This is a genomic window from Flavobacterium commune (genome assembly GCF_001857965.1).
Classification (GTDB): Bacteria; Bacteroidota; Bacteroidia; order Flavobacteriales; family Flavobacteriaceae; genus Flavobacterium; species Flavobacterium commune.
In genome coordinates this window covers 1,336,366-1,353,034 of the sequence record NZ_CP017774.1, presented here as the reverse complement: position 1 = coordinate 1,353,034, position 16,669 = coordinate 1,336,366, and the positions used below count along the sequence as shown (strand labels likewise).

General features: G+C 34.6%; 17 protein-coding genes. 7 read left to right on the top strand and 10 right to left on the bottom strand.

From position 1 onward, the window contains the following. Window positions 1–18 precede the first annotated feature (18 nt). The 8 genes from BIW12_RS05630 to BIW12_RS05595 all read right to left on the bottom strand — a co-directional run bounded on the left by BIW12_RS05630 (window position 19) and on the right by BIW12_RS05595 (window position 7,272). The gene (locus tag BIW12_RS05630; protein ID WP_157499489.1) at window positions 19–963 is read right to left on the bottom strand and encodes a DMT family transporter; all 945 of its coding nucleotides are present in this window, start codon (window positions 961–963) and stop codon (window positions 19–21) included. Between the two features lie 2 nt (window positions 964–965). Continuing rightward, the gene (locus BIW12_RS05625; protein WP_071184198.1) at window positions 966–1,790 is read right to left on the bottom strand and encodes an NAD-dependent epimerase/dehydratase family protein; all 825 of its coding nucleotides are present in this window, start codon (window positions 1,788–1,790) and stop codon (window positions 966–968) included. Between the two features lie 179 nt (window positions 1,791–1,969). Then, window positions 1,970–2,338, bottom strand: coding sequence for a hypothetical protein (locus BIW12_RS05620; protein WP_071184197.1), 369 nt, complete (start codon window positions 2,336–2,338; stop codon window positions 1,970–1,972). A 475-nt stretch (window positions 2,339–2,813) separates the two neighbouring features. Continuing rightward, window positions 2,814–4,247 (bottom strand): pyruvate kinase, encoded by a 1,434-nt coding sequence (gene pyk, locus BIW12_RS05615; protein WP_071186169.1) that lies wholly within the window; start codon window positions 4,245–4,247, stop codon window positions 2,814–2,816. Window positions 4,248–4,255: 8 nt separating this feature from the next. After that, the gene (locus tag BIW12_RS05610) at window positions 4,256–4,744 is read right to left on the bottom strand and encodes an IPExxxVDY family protein (protein ID WP_071184196.1); all 489 of its coding nucleotides are present in this window, start codon (window positions 4,742–4,744) and stop codon (window positions 4,256–4,258) included. Between the two features lie 114 nt (window positions 4,745–4,858). Next, window positions 4,859–5,599 (bottom strand): ribonuclease III family protein, encoded by a 741-nt coding sequence (locus tag BIW12_RS05605; protein ID WP_071184195.1) that lies wholly within the window; start codon window positions 5,597–5,599, stop codon window positions 4,859–4,861. A gap of 9 nt (window positions 5,600–5,608) precedes the next feature. Next, the gene (gene fabF, locus BIW12_RS05600) at window positions 5,609–6,862 is read right to left on the bottom strand and encodes a beta-ketoacyl-ACP synthase II (RefSeq protein WP_071184194.1); all 1,254 of its coding nucleotides are present in this window, start codon (window positions 6,860–6,862) and stop codon (window positions 5,609–5,611) included. Between the two features lie 173 nt (window positions 6,863–7,035). Next, on the bottom strand, window positions 7,036–7,272 hold the full coding sequence (locus BIW12_RS05595) for an acyl carrier protein (RefSeq protein WP_007137004.1): 237 nt from the start codon (window positions 7,270–7,272) through the stop codon (window positions 7,036–7,038). Window positions 7,273–7,447: 175 nt separating this feature from the next. On the opposite strand from BIW12_RS05595, the gene purN reads away from it, so the two are divergent. From purN to BIW12_RS05575, 4 genes are all read left to right on the top strand, one after another. After that, on the top strand, window positions 7,448–8,017 hold the full coding sequence (purN, locus tag BIW12_RS05590; protein WP_071184193.1) for a phosphoribosylglycinamide formyltransferase: 570 nt from the start codon (window positions 7,448–7,450) through the stop codon (window positions 8,015–8,017). A gap of 2 nt (window positions 8,018–8,019) precedes the next feature. After that, window positions 8,020–8,499, top strand: coding sequence for a ribonuclease HI (gene rnhA / locus BIW12_RS05585; protein WP_071184192.1), 480 nt, complete (start codon window positions 8,020–8,022; stop codon window positions 8,497–8,499). Window positions 8,500–8,575: 76 nt separating this feature from the next. Next, window positions 8,576–9,499 (top strand): PfkB family carbohydrate kinase, encoded by a 924-nt coding sequence (locus BIW12_RS05580; RefSeq protein WP_071184191.1) that lies wholly within the window; start codon window positions 8,576–8,578, stop codon window positions 9,497–9,499. A gap of 185 nt (window positions 9,500–9,684) precedes the next feature. After that, window positions 9,685–11,583, top strand: coding sequence for an amidophosphoribosyltransferase (locus BIW12_RS05575; RefSeq protein WP_071184190.1), 1,899 nt, complete (start codon window positions 9,685–9,687; stop codon window positions 11,581–11,583). Window positions 11,584–11,930: 347 nt separating this feature from the next. On the opposite strand, the gene BIW12_RS05570 is transcribed toward BIW12_RS05575, so the two are convergent. Then, window positions 11,931–12,539, bottom strand: a complete 609-nt coding sequence (locus BIW12_RS05570) for a superoxide dismutase (RefSeq protein ID WP_071184189.1) — start codon at window positions 12,537–12,539, stop codon at window positions 11,931–11,933. 120 nt (window positions 12,540–12,659) lie between these two features. After that, window positions 12,660–13,343: a ComF family protein gene (locus tag BIW12_RS05565; RefSeq protein ID WP_071184188.1), complete on the bottom strand. Its 684-nt coding sequence runs from the start codon at window positions 13,341–13,343 to the stop codon at window positions 12,660–12,662. Between the two features lie 95 nt (window positions 13,344–13,438). Between BIW12_RS05565 and BIW12_RS05560 the strand changes: the two genes are divergently transcribed. From BIW12_RS05560 to BIW12_RS05550, 3 genes are all read left to right on the top strand, one after another. After that, window positions 13,439–14,980, top strand: coding sequence for a glycine--tRNA ligase (locus tag BIW12_RS05560; RefSeq protein ID WP_071184187.1), 1,542 nt, complete (start codon window positions 13,439–13,441; stop codon window positions 14,978–14,980). A gap of 357 nt (window positions 14,981–15,337) precedes the next feature. Next, window positions 15,338–16,156, top strand: a complete 819-nt coding sequence (locus tag BIW12_RS05555; RefSeq protein ID WP_071184186.1) for a LytR/AlgR family response regulator transcription factor — start codon at window positions 15,338–15,340, stop codon at window positions 16,154–16,156. 177 nt (window positions 16,157–16,333) lie between these two features. Beyond that, the gene (locus BIW12_RS05550; protein WP_140486358.1) at window positions 16,334–16,591 is read left to right on the top strand and encodes a hypothetical protein; all 258 of its coding nucleotides are present in this window, start codon (window positions 16,334–16,336) and stop codon (window positions 16,589–16,591) included. Window positions 16,592–16,669 lie beyond the last annotated feature (78 nt).

Here is a 16,669-nt window from a genome sequence, read left to right as displayed (position 1 = left end):
TGGAAATCAGGAAGCTCTTTATTTAATTAAAATGTTTGTTTTTTTACGGCTTCTCCTTAAAGATTGATTTACGAGATACAAACCAAAAAGAGTGACAATTCCGCCCAATGCAATTGAAATACTCAGAGTTTCGTCAAAAATAATTGAACCTAAAAGAACTGCGACAACAGGATTCATATACGCATAAAGACTGCTTACTTCGGGTGGCAGATTTTGTAACGAATAGATAAAAATAGTAAAAGTAATTAATGAACCTACAATTACTAAGTAAGCAATAGCATACCAGGTATTAATTGGGATTTCGCTCAGGTTGACTGAAATTCCGGTAGCTCCGTTGTAGGCAAATAAAAGCAGACCCGAAATAAACATTTGCAGTCCAAGACTAAAATATGGATTGAAAGAAGCTGCTTTTTTTCGGGTATATAAGGTGCCAAAAGCCCAGGTAATTGTAGCAATAACCGATAATATAATTCCCAATCTGAAATCAGGAATGAGAAAATCACCCAGATGTTCATAGAATATGACACAAATGCCTACAAAACTAATGAGAGTGCCTGTTACGGCTAATTTAGCAATTCGTTCTCCTCTAAAAAAAGAAATTAGCACCACCCAAATAGGGAAAATGGCAGCTATAATTGCCCCCAGTCCGCTACTGATATATTTTACACCGGCAGTACTCAAGCCATTACTCAGTGTGAAATTCAATACGGCAAGAATAACAATGGTTTTCCATTGTTTGCCTTTGGGCCAGGGTGCTTTAGTCACTAAGAAAAAAAGGATATAGAGTAATCCGGCAATAAATTGTCTAATGGCAGCCATTTGAATTCCCGGAATATAGCGTACACCTTCTTTAGAAGCAATCCAGGTGGTTCCCCAGAAAAAACCAACCCAAATCAGTGCTAAAATGGGTAATCCAATAGCATTGATTTTAGTCGAAAAGCGTTTTTTTATTTTATGAATCACTTTTATAAAGGATTTTTAGTAAAAGTATAGTTTAATTTTTCAATCAAATAATCACTCAAAATGGTTTTTCCTATCGAAGGATTTTCATGATTGAATGTGGGTGGAATCAGGTTTTCTTCCAGTGCTTTTTGAGTGTAATAAGCTTCTCTGCTAGGATGAAAAGGTGTTACGGCATTTAGCGTTGTGTTCCATGTTGCCGTAGTCAGGATTTTTATAATAATACCGATGCAATCTTCCAGGTCAATCAGGTTAATTGGTGCTTCGGGATTAGGAACATTTTCTTTTCCGGCCAGGAATCGGGCAGGGTTTCGGTCTTCACCAATTAAGCCCCCAAAACGCAAAACAGTAGTTTTGAAATGCGTTTTGGCTAATAATAATTTTTCAATTTCCAGTAATTGTTTGCCACTTTCGGTAACAGGAATGGTAGGGCTATTTTCGTCAACCACATCGTTTGCCTCCCCGTAAACCGCAGTCGAACTGATAAACAGTACATTTTTTATGGATGAATTTTCTATAAAAGGTAGCAGGTTTTCAATTTTTTTGACAAAAGAATTATTTTGAGCATCAGAGTAATCCTTGTTCTTGCCTCTTAATTTAGGCGGAATCGCAATAATCAGGGTTTTGCTTCCGGCTAAAAAATCAGCAAATACATCCGGAACAGTATTAGCATCTAAAGCCAATAGAAAGCTTTGAATTCCGTTTTCTTCCAATGTTGCCAGTTTTTCTGCTGATGTGGTCGAACCTTTGATAGAAAAACCTTCTTTTAATAAGGCTTTCGCCAAAGGAAGCCCCAGCCATCCGCAACCTAATATACTTATTTGTGTCATTTTGCCTCAATTATCTCAGAATGCAAATCTCCACATAATTATTTGACTTTTGGGGTAACAGTCTGCTCTTTTTTTACGGTACAGCATTGTTTAAAATAAAACTGTTTCATTTTCACAAAAACAGTATTGTGAAAATGAAACAGTTTTGCTGAAGATTATTGAAATAGTGTTTGTGTTTTTTAATTTCTTGTCAGTGTAATTTTCATATCCTCACTGTCTAATATCACTTTGTCATCAGTAATGGTGCTTTCAAAAGGGTAAGGTGTGCCGTTTTCATCCTTGATTACAAGATTTTTGCCTTTTTTGGTTAGGGCATAGGTGCCATCATTAATTTCAGTTTCTATGTATCCGTTAACATGTCCGTCCTTAGTAAAAGTCAAAGTTCCATTGCTTAGAATGTCACTTTTTACAGAATCAACATGAGGTGTTTTGGCTTCTACCTCGGTAATTTTCCATGTGTTTACCAGATTATTTCGCTTTTGATTGCAGGAAATAATTAATGTTGTTAATAATACAGTACCAAAGATAAGTAGTTGAGACTTTTTCATGATTTTTGAGTATTAGGTTATATTGTACAAGTTACAAAAAATAGAAATTCAAAACATTAATTTGTAAATAATTGATTTCGTATAACTTAGTCGAAACTCAATAATTGAGTTCTTTTGTCAAATTGCACCGCTATTAGCTATTTTAAAAATAAAATATGATTATCCGTTTCTTACACCAATAATTAGGCAAATGCACGAGTTTTATTTTTGCCACGAATTACACTAATTAGTACAAATATTACTGATTTTAAAATAAATTTCACCAATTTCTTATCTGCCTTTGGCAGATTCGTGGAATATTATGACATCCCAATTTGTGTTATTCCGTGGAATTCGTTGCTGTTTTTTTGTCTTTAGTCAGCTTATCTGACAGTCATAAAACAAAAAAATGACCGAAATTGAATTTCAAAATCGGTCATTTTTGTTATTTATTCAAAAGTTGTATTTGCTTTTGAATGTATTTGATAAAAGAGGTTTAGCTAATTTCAGAAACTCTCATAGTATTTACCATTCCTTTTTCGGAAATAGGCATAGAAGCTAAGTTGATGATGTAATCACCGGCTCCAACATGTCCTTTTTCTTTAGCAATTTTGTTGATGTCAGTAACTGTAGTGTCAGTACTTTCTTCTTTGTCGTAGAAATAAGTTCTAACTCCCCATAACAAACTCAATTGCGTAAGGATTCTTTTGTTAGAAGTGAACACTAAAATTTCAGCTGTTTTAGGTCTCCATGCAGATAATTGGAAAGCAGTATAACCACTATTAGTCATAGTAGAAATTGCTTTTGCCTGAATAGTGTTAGACATTTCAGCTGCCTGACGGCAAATTGTTTTAGTAATAAAACGATTGGTTTTAATTTGTGGTGTGTTTTGTGGTACCTGAATTAATTCAGAATTTTCAACAGCCTCACAAATTTGAGTCATTTTTTGAATTACCTGTACCGGGTAATTTCCGGCAGCAGTTTCTCCTGAAAGCATTACCGCATCAGCACCATCCATAACAGAGTTAGCTACGTCATTTACTTCGGCTCTGGTTGGAGTTAAGCTAGTGATCATTGTTTCCATCATTTGTGTAGCTACAATTACCGGGATACGGGCAGTTTTAGCTCTGCGAATCAAGTCTTTTTGTACTAATGGTACTTCGTGAGCAGGAAGTTCAACTCCAAGGTCTCCACGAGCAACCATTAAAGCATCGCAATAAGCTACAATTTTATCCATGTTTTCTAATGCTTCAGGCATTTCGATTTTAGCAACAATTGGAATTTTGTTTTCAGCGTGCTCTGCAATTAAGTCCTGAAGGTCTTTTAAGTCCTGAGGTGTTTTTACGAAAGAAAGTGCAATCCAATCTACTTTTTGCCCAATAGCAAAAATAGCGTCAGCAATATCTTTTTCAGTCAAAGCCGGAAGAGAGATTTTAGTATTAGGAAGGTTAACCCCTTTTTTAGATTTTAATTCACCACCCTGAACTACTCTTGCAACCACTTCTGATTTTTTATCAGTAGATACAATTTCGAAAATTAATTTTCCGTCATCTAACAAGATTCTTTCGCCAGGATTTACATCGTTAGGAAAGTTCTGGTATTTCATGAAAACTCTTTCAGCAGTTCCAATGATGTCTTCGGCTGTAGTAAATGTGATTAAATCACCATCGTTAACAACAACACCGTCATTCATTACCCCAACACGTAGTTTAGGTCCTTGTAAGTCTGCTAATATGGCTGTAGTGTAACCGAATTCTTCGTTAAGCTCACGGATGATTTTTATTCTGTTTTCTACATCAGTATAATCAGCATGAGAGAAGTTAATTCTGAATACATTTACACCAGCTTCAACCATGTCCTTTATGATTTCTCTTGTGCTGCAAGCAGGCCCAAGGGTAGCCACAATTTTAGTTTTCTTGTTTGTTGTAATCATTTGCATTAAAAAATTAGATTGTTTTTAGATTTTATTTGTTCTGTATCAACAGTATAAACTGTCGTTATGTTGTCTATAGTGTTTAATATTGTTTTTATTTGATTGATATCAATGCTGTCATCGGTATTGTCTATTTTTAAAAAATAATCCGCTTTTTTAAATTCAGGCAATAGATATACTTTTGTCGAAATGCTCTCGGTCGAACTCGAAAATAAGTTCTGGATTTGATTATTTTGTTCCTGAACAACCTCGTTTTTGTTCTGAACTAAATTCCAGGCTACTGTATTTTCTTCGTCATAATAATAAAATCTCGAAAATTTTGTTTCTCCTTCTTTGATATTTATTTGAACTTCATCAGCACTCTTTGCTAGATTTATAGGAAGTTTTTGATTGATAAAATATGCCAATCGGTAATCTTCTAAAGAAGTATGAATTGCAATAAGATTGTAATCAATCTCGTCAAATTCGTCAAGACTTAATTTATGAACAGCCATCTTCATTAAAAATAAAGATGTAAATATACTATTTCTATCGAAGTTTAAGTGTTGAAAATATAATGATTTCGTTAAATTTAAAACGAAAACGTTATAGCTTTGAGGAAATTACTGTTATTTTTTGTTCATTTTTTCCTGAAATGCAAAATAGGCGCGTTGAGATGCTTTTTCTTCGGCTTTCTTTTTAGAAGTTGCTCTTGCTTTTGCAATTACTTTTTCGTCAATGCTTAATTTTACTCCAAAAAGGCGTTGTCCATCGATGGCATTGTCCTCAAAAATGTCATAGTGAAAATGTCTTTTTTCTTTTTGACACCATTCGATAATTAAACTCTTATAGCTTATTACTTTTCCTTCGAGTCTGGAAATATCAACATAGGGAATAATTACTCTTTGTTGGATAAATTTTTCGCAAAAAGGATAGCCTTTGTCAAGATAAATAGCTCCGATGAGCGATTCGAAAATGTTTCCGTGTATGTTTTCGCCAAAATGTTGTACCGGAACTTTGCTTTCGACAAAACGAATTAAGTCGAGGTCTTTTCCTAACTCATTTAGGTGTTCCCGACTCACAATTTTAGAGCGCATTTTAGTAAGGTAGCCCTCGTCTCCATAAGGTGCTTCGTTAAATAAATGTGCTGCGATAACGGAGCTTAGCATAGCGTCTCCCAAAAATTCTAAACGCTCATAACTTATAGGATTACCGGTGGAATCCAGTTTTCCGGAGGAGCGGTGGGTAAAGGCTTTGTGGTAATGATTCAGTTCATTTGGTGGGAAGCCAAGAATTTTTTGGATAGCATCAAAAAAAATCCCGTCTTCTTGAGAACGGGATTTCTTGAATATTTTTTTGAATATACTCATAGTATCAAATTAGAATCCTAATTTTTTTACTAATACACAAGCATTATGCCCCCCAAAACCAAAAGTATTACTCATAACAACATTCATTTCTCTTTTTTGAGCCGTGTTGAAAGTGAAGTTTAACTTAGAGTCAATTTTTTCATCATCTGTAAAATGATTAATTGTAGGAGGAACTATTCCGTGTTTTATAGAAAGAATAGCAGAAATTGTTTCAATTGCTCCGGCAGCTCCTAATAAGTGACCTGTCATGGATTTTGTTGAATTCAAATTCATGGTATAAGCATGTTCTCCAAAAACTTGTTCGATTGCTTTGCTTTCGGCCATGTCTCCAAGAGGAGTAGAAGTTCCGTGCATGTTTACTCCGTCAACATCAGTTGGTTTTAAACCAGCGTCTCTCAAACAGTTTAGCATTACATTTCTTGCACCTAATCCTTCAGGATGTGGAGCTGTAATATGATGCGCATCTGCCGACATACCACCACCACCTATTTCGCAATAGATTTTAGCGCCACGTGCTACAGCGTGTTCGTATTCTTCAAGGATGATTGCTCCTGCTCCTTCTCCTAGTACAAATCCGTCGCGGTCTTTGTCCATTGGTCTTGAAGCTGTTTTAGGATCGTCATTTCTGGTAGATAAGGCGTGCATAGCATTAAATCCTCCCATACCTGCAATGGTTACAGCGGCTTCTGAACCTCCGGTTACCATTACATCGGCATGACCTAATCTAATGTAGTTGAATGCATCAATAATAGCGTTTGTAGAAGAAGCACAAGCAGAAACAGTTCCGAAGTTAGGTCCTCTAAAACCGTATTTGATTGAAATGTGTCCACAAGCAATATCACCAATCATTTTTGGGATAAAAAATGGATTGAATCGAGGTGATCCGTCACCAGCAGCAAAATTTAAGACTTCGATTTGGAAAGTTTCTAAACCTCCAATTCCTGAACCCCAGATTACTCCTGCGCGATCTTTGTCTATTTTTTCTAAATCAAAATTAGCATCGTTCATTGCTTCTTCAGAAGAGACCATGGCATATTGAGCATAACGATCCATTTTTCTGGCTTCTTTTCGATCTATAAATTCTTCAACATTGAAGTTTTTAAGTTCGCAAGCAAATTGAGTTCTAAATTTTGAAGCATCAAAATAAGTTATTGGTGCAGCCCCACTAACTCCGTTAATTAGACCATTCCAATACTCTTCTATATTGTTTCCAATAGGAGTAAGGGCACCTAAACCTGTTACAACAACTCGTCTTAATACCATATATTCTGTTTTTGTTATCTTTAAACAAGCAAAACCCACGCTTTCTTTTGTGTTTTAGCACCTAAGAGCCATGGGTGTTACATTATGTGTAATTGATTGAAATTCAATCGGACTTTTAATTTTAAAAAAATAATAACACCCGATTATTGAAATTATAACCGGGTGCGAGTGTATTATTTTTTAGCTTCTTCGATGTAAGAAATAGCTTGACCAACAGTAGCAATGTTTTCAGCTTGATCGTCTGGAATTTGAATGTCAAATTCTTTTTCGAACTCCATAATAAGCTCAACAGTGTCTAATGAGTCAGCTCCTAAATCATTAGTGAAGCTTGCTTCTGTTACAACTTCGTTTTCGTCAACGCCTAATTTGTCTACGATAATCGCTTTTACTCTTGATGCAATGTCTGACATAATCTTTAATTTTAGAATTTAATTTGTGGCAAAAATAAAAAACTTTATTTTAAAACAATCATTTAGTTGATAAATGTAACGTCTAAAGTAAAAAATAATTTTGAACAAAGACTTCTTAATGCTATTTAATTTCGTTTTTTATTCTTTTTTTTGTGTGACTTAAATGAGATGAATTATGAAAAAAATTGTTGTTTTTGCTTCGGGATCTGGTACAAATGCTGAGAATATCATCCAGCATTTTAAAGGTGGATCTGTAGGTGCTGTAGTAAGTGTTTTTACAAATAACGCAAAAGCAAAGGTGATTGACAGAGCTAAAAATCATGCGGTTCCTGTTGAAGTTTTTACAAAATCGGAGCTGTATGAGGATAATTTGGTGCAAAAAATAAATGCAATACAGCCGGATTTGATTGTTCTGGCCGGATTTTTATTAAAATTTCCCGATGCTCTTATTACTGCCTATCCTGATAAAATAATAAATATACATCCTGCTTTGTTGCCAAAATATGGTGGAAAAGGGATGTATGGTATGCATGTGCATAGAGCTGTTGTGGAGAATAAAGAAAAAGAATCGGGGATAACCATTCATTATGTAAATGAGAATTATGATGAAGGAGCTATTATTTTTCAAAAACAAGTAACGGTTTTAGGAACAGATACTCCAGAAGTAGTTGCTGAAAAAATCCACGAATTAGAGCAAAGATATTTTCCGGGAGTGGTTGAAGATGTGTTAACGGCTAAATTATAAATTTGGATTATCAAGTACATATATATACAGACGGGGCGGCAAAAGGAAATCCAGGGCCTGGTGGTTATGGTGTGGTTATGGAGTTGGTGGGGACACCACATAAAAAAGAATTTTATGAAGGTTTCCGTCATACTACTAATAATAGAATGGAATTATTGGCGGTAATTGTAGGTCTTGAGAAACTAAAAAATCCTAATATGAAGGTTCTGGTGGTTTCTGATTCTAAATATGTGGTGGATTCTGTTGTGAAAAAATGGGTTTTAGGTTGGGAAAAAAAAGGGTTTGCAGCCAGAAAAAATGCCGATTTGTGGCAGCGTTTTTTGAAAGTCTATCGAAAACACCAGGTTGATTTCAGATGGATAAAAGGACATAATAATCATCCTCAAAACGAGCGTTGTGATGAATTGGCAGTGTTTGCATCGAATCAAAAATCCTTGTCTGTAGATGCTTTTTATGAGAATGAAGAGGGTAAAATTTTATGATAATTTTGCAGCTTTTAACTTTTGCAACTATGGAACTTATGAACTATCTTTGCATCTTTAATTCGAAATTCATAAAATGAATAAATTATTGATTGTTGGAACAGTTGCTTTCGACGCAATTGAAACCCCTTTCGGAAAGACAGATAAAATTTTAGGTGGAGCGGGAACTTATATTGGGCTTTCAGCAGCTTTTTTTAACTTACAATCAGCTATTGTCTCTGTAGTAGGAGACGATTTTCCTCAAGAATATATTGATTTATTGACTGAAAGAAATATCGATATTTCTGGCCTTGAAGTGGTAAAAGGAGGGAAAACTTTCTTTTGGAGCGGTCGTTATCATAACGATTTGAATTCGAGAGATACATTGGATACTCAATTAAATGTTTTGGCGGATTTTCAGCCAAAAGTCCCTGAAAATTATAAAAATGCCGATGTAGTGATGTTAGGAAACTTGCATCCGCTAGTGCAAAGTAGTGTTTTAGATCAGTTAGAATCGAAGCCTAAATTAGTGGTTTTAGATACCATGAATTTTTGGATGGATTGTGCTTTGCCTGAATTATTAGATGTAATTAAGCGTGTAGACGTAATTACAATTAATGATGAAGAAGCAAGACAGCTTTCGGGAGAATACTCATTAGTGAAAGCTGCTGCCAAAATTCAGGCAATGGGACCTGAATTTGTGGTGATTAAAAAAGGAGAACATGGAGCTTTGTTGTTCCATGGAAACCAGGTTTTCTTTGCGCCGGCATTACCTTTAGAAGAGGTTTTTGATCCAACAGGAGCAGGAGATACTTTTGCAGGAGGTTTTGCAGGATTTATTGCTCAGAGTGAGAATGTCTCTTTTGAGAACATGAAAAACGCAATTATATATGGTTCTAATTTAGCTTCTTTTTGTGTGGAGAAGTTTGGAACTGAACGAATGGTGAGTTTGGATAAACAAGAGGTTGTGTCTCGATTAAAACAATTTAAGTCATTGACACAATTTGATATAGAATTATAATGCTTTGAAGCCTCGGAAACGAGGCTTTTTTTGTTCAATATCTAAATACTAAGTGGATTTCTTAATTTAGATTAATGTATATAAAGGCAGAAAAAATAGAATTTTGTAATTCTAAAACAACAGAGTAAACTTTATAAATAAAGTTTGATAAAACAGAATAATACAACAACACAAATACAACTACAATGAGCGATGCTTTAAAACATGAATGTGGAATAGCTTTAGTTAGACTACTGAAACCGCTTGAATTTTACAAAGAGAAGTACGGTTCTGCTTTTTACGGGATACAAAAAATGTATCTAATGATGGAGAAACAGCACAATCGTGGGCAGGATGGTGCCGGTTTTGCAAGTATAAAACTAGATGTTGAACCTGGTGAACGATATATTAGTCGAGTACGTTCTAATCAGGCGCAACCTATTCAGGATGTTTTTGCTCAAATTAATGAGCGAATTAATGAGGAGATGACTTCGCATCCTGAGTATGCGGATGATGTGGCGGCACAAAAAGCAAACATTCCTTATATAGGAGAATTGTTTTTAGGACACGTTCGTTATGGTACTTTTGGAAAAAACAGTATCGAGAGTGTGCATCCTTTCTTGCGTCAAAATAACTGGATGCATAGAAATTTGATTTTGGCAGGAAACTTTAATATGACTAATGTTAAAGAGCTTTTTCAAAATCTTATTGATTTAGGTCAGCATCCAAAAGAAATGGCAGATACGGTTACGGTAATGGAAAAAATAGGACATTTCCTTGATAATGCTGTGACTGATTTGTATCAGGAATGTAAAAATGAAGGTTATAATAAGCGTGAGGCTTCGCCTGTAATTGCTGAAAGATTAGATATTGCCAGAATTTTAACCAGAGCATCTAAGAATTTAGATGGAGGTTATGCAATGGCAGGGCTTTTAGGACACGGAGACGCTTTTGTTTTTAGAGATCCGGCAGGAATTCGTCCGGCTTATTATTATCAGGATGATGAAGTTGTAGTTGTAGCTTCGGAAAGACCGGTTATTCAAACGGTTTTCAATGTGCCATTTGATAAAGTAAATGAAATTGATCCGGGAAGTGCTTTGATTATCAAGAAAAGCGGATTGGTTTCTATGAAAGAAATTTTAACTCCAACAGTTAAAAAGGCTTGTTCTTTCGAGCGAATTTATTTCTCAAGAGGAAGTGATGCCGAAATTTATCAGGAAAGAAAGAATTTAGGAAAATTAATTTTGCCTGCAGTTCTTGATTCTATTGATCAGGATACTGATAATACGGTGTTCTCTTATATTCCTAATACTGCTGAAACTTCTTTTTACGGATTAGTTGAAGCAGCTCAGGATTTCTTAAATCAAAGAAAGAATAATTATATTTTAGCTAATAGAAATACTTTAACTGCCGAAACTTTACAGGAGTTGTTAGCGGTAAAAATTAGAACTGAAAAAGTAGCTATTAAAGATGCTAAGTTAAGAACCTTTATTACTGCTGATGATAGTCGTGATGATTTAGTAGCTCACGTTTACGATGTGACTTACGGAGTGATTAAGCCAACGGATAATTTGGTTATTATTGATGATAGTATCGTGAGAGGTACGACTCTTAAAAAGAGTATCATTAAGATGATGGATCGTTTGAATCCAAAACGAATAGTGATTGTTTCTTCGGCACCACAAATTCGTTATCCGGATTGTTACGGAATTGATATGGCTAAATTAGAAGGTTTGGTTGCTTTTAGAGCGGCTCTTGAACTTTTGAAAGAAAGAAATCTATATCATATTGTTGACGAGGTATATGCTAAATGTAAGGCGCAGGAGAATTATAAAGATACCGATGTAGTGAATTATGTTACCGCTATTTATGATTCATTCACAGATCAGGAGATTTCAGATAAAATTGCCGAGATGTTGAGTTCGTCTTCAATTAAAGCTGAGGTTAAAATTATATTCCAAACGGTAGAGAATTTACACATTGCCTGTCCTAAGAATTTAGGAGATTGGTACTTTACGGGAGATTATCCTACAGCTGGTGGAAACAGGGTTGTAAACCGTGCTTTTATGAATTTTTACGAAGGTAAGGATGCAAGAGCTTACTAATTGATAAATTGAGTTATTTGTCGGTTTTTTAGGTTGTTTGTCCTGAATGTTTGTGTACAATATATTATCGCCATAAATTTGATATACCATAATATTAGTAGGTTAAGTTTATGGTAGATTTGGGGCAAAAAAGGTGGAAGCAATTCCACCTTTTTTATTGGAATAAAGTCAGAATAGAAAATAGAATAAAGAGGAAAGACGAACAAATTATATAATTTGTTCGTCTTTTTTATTAGAATAAAGTTTTAAAAAAACAAAATTAACTTAGGATAAGAACAAAAAAATAGACGAACAAACTCAAGGTTCGTTCGTCTATTTCCTATAATCTTTATTCTGTTTTCTTCAGACTATTTTTCTAAAGCAAATCTTTTAGCTACTTCAGTCCAGTTAATTACATTGAAGAAAGCTTCGATATAATCAGGTCTTCTGTTTTGGTAGTTTAAGTAGTAAGCGTGCTCCCAAACGTCCATTCCTAAGATTGGAGTTCCACCGCATCCAACACCTGGCATTAATGGGTTGTCTTGGTTTGGAGTTCCGCAAACATCTAATTTTCCACCTTTTTGAACACATAACCAAGCCCATCCTGAACCAAATTGTGTTGCTCCAGCTTTGGCAAATTTAGCTTTGAATTCTTCGAATGATCCAAAAGCAGCTTCGATAGCGGCTAATAAATCTCCAGTTGGTTGTCCGCCACCGTTAGGAGACATTACAGTCCAAAAAAGATTGTGGTTGTAAAAACCTCCACCATTGTTACGTACAGCAGCATTTGCCATATCAAGGTTAATCAGGATGTTTTCAATTGTTTTACCTTCCATATCGGTACCGGCAATGGCAGCGTTAAGGTTAGTAGTATAAGCATTATGATGCTTTGTATGGTGAATTTCCATTGTACGTGCATCAATATGTGGTTCTAGTGCGTCATACGCATAAGGTAATTGCGGTAATTCAAAAGCCATGATATTTTATTTAAGGATTTATAAAAAATTTATCCAAAATTAAACATTTAAGTTTGGAATTGGAAATACTTGTTCGTTAAATAAATTGGATAATGTGGTTTTTTGTTATTTTTTAACGACTTAAGATTGTGCCATTGCCATACAAATAATGCTGATTTTAGCTCCGGGAATTTTCAATAAGGCACGACCGCAGGCTTCGAGTGTGGCACCTGTTGTGATTACATCGTCAATAATGACAAAATGTTTATTGTGGTCTTTTTCACTGAAATGAACATCGAAAACAGTTTCAATTCCCTCGGTTCTGCCTAATAGATTTTTCTTGGATTGGGTTTTTGAATATACTTTTCGAAATAAAATGGTCTCGTTATAATTGAGTTCCAGTTTTTCGGCAAGTGATTTTCCAAAAGTAGTTACCTGATTGTAGCCTCTTTCTCTAAACTTTTTTGGATGTAACGGAACCGGAATTATTTCATCGGCTTTTAGAGACGAAATAGTTTCTTTTAAATCTTCGGTGTACCATTCGCCCAGAAGTGTTCCTATTTCTTCGTGACCTTTGTATTTTAAATTGTGAATTAGTTTTTGCACAATTCCCTTTTTATGAAAATAAAGAAATGCTGAAGCGTATTCGACCGAAATTCGACCATAAAATTTTTTAAAAGCTTCGTTTTCTGTTAATAAATGATGATTGGTAAGCGGAATATGGTGCCGGCAAATGCTGCAAATTACTTTTTCGTTGGCGAGTAAAATAGCATCACAGGCTGAGCAGCTTTTTGGGAAGAATAGATTTAGGATGCTTTTAAACATATAAAGCGATTTTTATTCTAAAAATATAAAAATCAATGCTTCAAACTTTAATTTTTTCTTTTTTTTAAAATCACTTTTTATATTTTTGCACCACTATGGCAAAACAAGAAGATATTTTTAAGAATGTAGTTTCGCATGCAAAGGAGTACGGATTTATTTTTCCGTCAAGCGAAGTTTACGATGGTTTAAGTGCAGTTTATGATTATGCACAAAACGGAGTTGAGTTAAAAAAGAACATCCGCGAGTATTGGTGGAAAGCAATGGTTCAAATGAACGATAATATTGTAGGACTTGATGCTGCAATATTAATGCACCCAACTACATGGAAAGCTTCAGGACACGTAGATGCTTTTAACGATCCATTGATTGATAATAAAGATTCGAAAAAACGATATAGAGCCGATGTTTTAATTGAAGATTATGCCGAAAAGCTAAATCAAAAAGCAATTAAAGAAATCGAAAAAGCAAGAGTTCGTTTTGGAGATGCTTTCAACGAGGCTGAATTTGTTTCGACAAATACCAGAGTGGTTGAATATAAGGCTAAAGAAAGAGAAATTCTGGAAAGAATGGCTCGTTCTCTTGGAAATGAAGATTTGGCTGATGTAAAAGCTTTAATCGAGGAGTTGGAAATTGCTTGCCCGGAATCAGGTTCCAGAAACTGGACTGAAGTAAAGCAGTTCAATTTGATGTTTGGTACTAAATTAGGTGCTTCTGCTGATTCGGCGATGGATTTGTATTTGCGTCCGGAAACAGCTCAGGGAATTTTTGTGAATTTTCTGAATGTTCAAAAATCAGGAAGAATGAAAGTTCCTTTTGGAATTGCTCAGACAGGTAAAGCATTTAGAAATGAAATCGTTGCCAGACAATTCATTTTCCGTATGCGTGAATTTGAACAAATGGAAATGCAATTTTTTGTACGTCCGGGAGAAGAAATGAAGCATTATGAATTCTGGAAAGAAGCTCGTTTAAAATGGCATTTGTCCTTAGGTTTAGGAAGAGAGAATTACCGTTTCCATGATCATGAAAAATTGGCTCACTATGCCAATGCGGCAGCTGATATCGAATTTAATTTCCCATTTGGATTCAAAGAATTGGAAGGAATTCACTCGCGTACTGATTTTGATTTAAAAGCACACGAACAATATTCAGGAAGAAAATTACAATATTTTGATCCTGAACTGAATGAAAATTACGTTCCTTATGTGGTGGAAACTTCTGTGGGATTAGACAGAATGTTTCTTGCAGTTTTTGCTACTTCTTTAAAGGAAGAAACTTTGGAAGATGGTTCGACAAGAACAGTGTTGAAATTGCCTGCAGTTTTGGCTCCAACTAAAGCTGCTGTATTACCATTAGTTAAAAAAGACGGATTGCCGGAAATTGCACATCAAATTATTGCCGATTTGAAATGGGATTTCAACGTGGCTTATGATGAGAAAGATGCAGTTGGTCGTCGTTACAGAAGACAAGATGCGTTAGGTACTCCATTTTGTATTACAGTAGATCATCAAACTGTAGAAGATCAAACGGTGACTATTCGTCATAGAGATACAATGAAACAAGATCGTGTTAAAATAGCCGATTTAAAATCGATTATTGAAAATGAAGTTTCGATGAGAAACTGGTTGATGAAAATGTAATCGTTTTTCATGTTTAATGGCAAAAGGCTCTCCAAAACGGAGAGCCTTTTTTTGTTTCCTATAGTGTTGTGTAAGAAATGATTGTAATAAATTGTTGCTAAAATAAAGTTCAAAATGTCCTTCGTCGGATTTATTTACTCTTTGTCAATTAGTATTAACACTTCATCGATTTCTATTGTGAACTAATTACAAGAATAAGTTAAATGCTTATTTTTAGGATGTTAAAATGCTGATTATTTTAATGATAAAGCAGCTTTTTTCTAGTTTCCCCAAACTACTATTTTACTTGATTTGACCAAAGAGATTTTGGCGACTATTAATGTTGTGCTATCTAATTTAATTTAGGAAGTGCCTCAAATGAATTATTCGTACGTTATTATTGATGACAATCAAGAAAATGTTTTGGAGACCAAAGCTGTAGCTGATGGTTTTTCAGAACTTTCCTTTGTGGGTTCAGCAAATAATTACGAAGAAGGTTTGAACTTAATATTAGAGTCCAATCCGCAACTGGTTTTTCTTGAAATTGACCCTGCAAATAAGAAAAGCAATTTGTCTTTAGCACTTATTAATGAGTTGTATCGTTATCTAAATGTTATTCCTAAAATTGTAATTACTACCTCTAAGAAGGATTTGGCTTTTGAAGCAATCCAATATCAGGTTACTGATTACTTGTTGAAACCTTTGGCTCGAATTGATTTTGTTAAGCTGGTTTTGAAATTAAATAAGACTGTTGTCGTAAAAGAAATTCCCGCTGTGGAAGTTGTAAAAGAAGAAGAGGATGAAAAACCAGCTTATATTGTACAGCATGATGCGGCTCCGTTAACTCAGCCACTTATTTTATGTATTAAATCTTATGGCGATTACAGGTATATCGATGCAAGGGATATTTGTTACTTACAAGCTGATAATAACTCGACGGATATTCATTTAAATACAGGAGAAACGGTTACTGCATTCAAGACTCTAAAGCATTTTGAAAGTGTTTTGTCTTTTCCTTTTGTACGCATTCATAACAGTTATATTGTAAACAGTCAGTCTATTTCAAGAATTCACACTGGAAATGCAGTGTGTTACATTAAGAATTCAGCAGCAAAAATACCTTTCTCTAAATCCTATAAGACTAATATTGATCTTATTATTTCCGAAATCTCAAACGGGAATTATTTAGAGATTTAAAAAATAGTCATCTACCAAGATTTGAGGTTCATCCACTCATAAACAAAGTCATTCTACCATAAACGCCTGAAAACACGATAGAAATACGGGTAAGCTATATAATTTTACTACAAGAAAAAGCACAAAAGCGATTTCAATAAACAAGTAAAAAAGTATTAAAACATAAAAACCCAAATCATGAAAAAATCTATCGTAACAATCGGACTTTTCTCTTTAGTGATGATCTTAACATCTTTTACAACCTCAACAAATAATGAAGGCGGAACAAGAAAAATCAAAACAGACAACTATACGTCAAGTGATGAAGGTGGTACAAGAAAAATTAAAACAGATAATTTTACTTCAAATGATGAAGGTGGAACGAGAAAAATTAAAACAGATAATTATACTTCAGGTGATGAAGGTGGAACAAGAAAAATTAAAACAGATAATTAATTAGAAGTACATCTATTTTTTAAATATAGAATTTTTATAAAAAAGCTACCTAAATGGTAGCTTTTTTTATACAGCTAA

Excerpts from the sequence above, each read along its gene's own strand:
- BIW12_RS05625 (WP_071184198.1), bottom strand. The coding sequence starts at position 1,790 with ATGACACAAATAAGTATATTAGGTTGCGGATGGCTGGGGCTTCCTTTG.
- BIW12_RS05620 (WP_071184197.1), bottom strand. The coding sequence starts at position 2,338 with ATGAAAAAGTCTCAACTACTTATCTTTGGTACTGTATTATTAACAACA.
- BIW12_RS05610 (WP_071184196.1), bottom strand. The coding sequence starts at position 4,744 with ATGGCTGTTCATAAATTAAGTCTTGACGAATTTGACGAGATTGATTAC.
- BIW12_RS05605 (WP_071184195.1), bottom strand. The coding sequence starts at position 5,599 with ATGAGTATATTCAAAAAAATATTCAAGAAATCCCGTTCTCAAGAAGAC.
- fabF (WP_071184194.1), bottom strand. The coding sequence starts at position 6,862 with ATGGTATTAAGACGAGTTGTTGTAACAGGTTTAGGTGCCCTTACTCCT.
- BIW12_RS05595 (WP_007137004.1), bottom strand. The coding sequence starts at position 7,272 with ATGTCAGACATTGCATCAAGAGTAAAAGCGATTATCGTAGACAAATTA.
- purN (WP_071184193.1), top strand. The coding sequence starts at position 7,448 with ATGAAAAAAATTGTTGTTTTTGCTTCGGGATCTGGTACAAATGCTGAG.
- BIW12_RS05580 (WP_071184191.1), top strand. The coding sequence starts at position 8,576 with ATGAATAAATTATTGATTGTTGGAACAGTTGCTTTCGACGCAATTGAA.
- BIW12_RS05575 (WP_071184190.1), top strand. The coding sequence starts at position 9,685 with ATGAGCGATGCTTTAAAACATGAATGTGGAATAGCTTTAGTTAGACTA.
- BIW12_RS05570 (WP_071184189.1), bottom strand. The coding sequence starts at position 12,539 with ATGGCTTTTGAATTACCGCAATTACCTTATGCGTATGACGCACTAGAA.
- BIW12_RS05565 (WP_071184188.1), bottom strand. The coding sequence starts at position 13,343 with ATGTTTAAAAGCATCCTAAATCTATTCTTCCCAAAAAGCTGCTCAGCC.
- BIW12_RS05560 (WP_071184187.1), top strand. The coding sequence starts at position 13,439 with ATGGCAAAACAAGAAGATATTTTTAAGAATGTAGTTTCGCATGCAAAG.
- BIW12_RS05555 (WP_071184186.1), top strand. The coding sequence starts at position 15,338 with ATGAATTATTCGTACGTTATTATTGATGACAATCAAGAAAATGTTTTG.
- BIW12_RS05550 (WP_140486358.1), top strand. The coding sequence starts at position 16,334 with ATGAAAAAATCTATCGTAACAATCGGACTTTTCTCTTTAGTGATGATC.